The organism is Buttiauxella sp. (assembly GCF_049686335.1).
Classification (GTDB): Bacteria; Pseudomonadota; Gammaproteobacteria; order Enterobacterales; family Enterobacteriaceae; genus Buttiauxella.
The window spans coordinates 1-1,597 of sequence record NZ_JBAVHX010000028.1; the positions used below are offsets into that span (position 1 = coordinate 1).

The 1,597-nt window shown below is 58.7% G+C and carries 1 protein-coding gene and 3 tRNA genes; all 4 read left to right on the forward strand.

Annotation, left to right across the window (positions count from 1 at the left end; translation table 11 throughout):
* Window positions 1-208: 208 nt before the first annotated feature.
* Window positions 209-293: transfer RNA gene (locus WBL83_RS17500), tRNA-Tyr, on the forward strand.
* 63 nt (window positions 294-356) lie between these two features.
* Window positions 357-432, forward strand: a tRNA-Gly gene (locus WBL83_RS17505).
* A gap of 69 nt (window positions 433-501) precedes the next feature.
* Window positions 502-576: transfer RNA gene (locus WBL83_RS17510), tRNA-Thr, on the forward strand.
* A gap of 39 nt (window positions 577-615) precedes the next feature.
* On the forward strand, window positions 616-1,597 hold a 982-nt coding region (tuf, locus tag WBL83_RS17515; protein WP_424590338.1), incomplete at its 3' end, for an elongation factor Tu.

Sequence of the window (1,597 nt, forward strand, 5' to 3'; positions counted from 1 at the left end):
GACTCATCCTTGCCGTGATGTTCGCACACCGCGGCACTGGTGGAGAACCGGTTACCGAAGCGGGCGGCAAGAGCCTCCAGCAGCTGCGGGGGTAGGCGCGAGGGGGTGCTCATGCGGCGCATTCTACGTCCGGCCATCAGGGGTTCAAGACAAAGTGGGGATGGCATTGACTCGGGTAAGCAGATCCTGCCTAATGCAGCGTTTCGCTGGAGGGGTTCCCGAGCGGTCAAAGGGCTCAGACTGTAAATCTGACGGCTCAGCCTTCGAAGGTTCGAATCCCTCCCCCTCCACCAGTGAATACGCGTGGCCAATCCGATCGTTGTCGGATTGTGGGTTTTGGTGTGGTTTGATCGAGAGCGGGTGTAACTCAGTTGGTAGAGTTCTTGCCTTCCAAGCAAGATGTCGCGAGTTCGAGTCTCGTCGCCCGCTCCAAGCCTTTATATGTCGAGGCGAATGCAGTTGCAGTATGTCTGTAGTTAGTTGTAAGCGCGTTGTAAGAGCGCCCATGTAGCTCAGTGGTAGAGCACTCCCTTGGTAAGGGAGAGGTCGACAGTTCGATTCTGTCCATGGGCACCATAAATTTTTCTCGGACCGGACTTGTTGGGGTAACCGATCATGGCAAAAGGCAAATTTGAGCGTACGAAGCCGCATGTGAACGTAGGGACGATTGGACACGTTGATCATGGGAAGACGACGTTGACGGCGGCGATCACGATGATTCTGGCGGCGAAGTTTGGTGGTGAGGCGAAAGCCTACGACCAGATTGATGCGGCGCCGGAAGAGAAGGCGCGGGGCATCACCATCAACACGGCGCACGTCGAATACGAGACGGCCCACCGTCACTATGCGCACGTTGACTGCCCGGGTCACGCTGACTACGTGAAGAACATGATTACCGGTGCGGCCCAGATGGACGGCGCCATACTGGTTGTTTCCGCGGCCGACGGCCCGATGCCACAGACCCGCGAGCACATCCTGCTGGCACGTCAGGTAGGCGTCCCGTTCGTCATCGTCTACATGAACAAATGCGACATGGTGGACGACGCCGAACTGCTCGAACTCGTCGAAATGGAAGTGCGTGAGCTGCTCAGCAAATACGACTTCCCGGGTGACGACATCCCGATCATCAAAGGCTCGGCACTGAAAGCCATGGAAGGCGACAAAGGCGAGTTGGGTGAAGGCTCCATCCTGAAGCTGGCCGACGCACTGGACAGCTACATACCCCAGCCCGAGCGCGCCATCGACAAGCCCTTCCTGCTGCCCATCGAAGACGTCTTCTCCATCTCCGGTCGTGGCACCGTCGTCACTGGTCGGGTGGAGCGTGGCATCGTCAAAGTCGGCGAAGAAATCGAAATTGTCGGCATTCGTCCGACCGTCAAGACCACCTGCACCGGCGTAGAAATGTTCCGCAAGCTGCTCGACCAGGGACAAGCCGGCGACAACGTCGGCGTGCTGCTGCGCGGCACCAAGCGTGAAGAAGTCGAGCGGGGCCAGGTGTTGGCCAAGCCGGGCTCCATCACCCCGCACACGCACTTCACCGCCGAAGTCTATATCCTGTCGAAGGATGAAGGCGGCCGCCACACCCCGTTCTTCAACG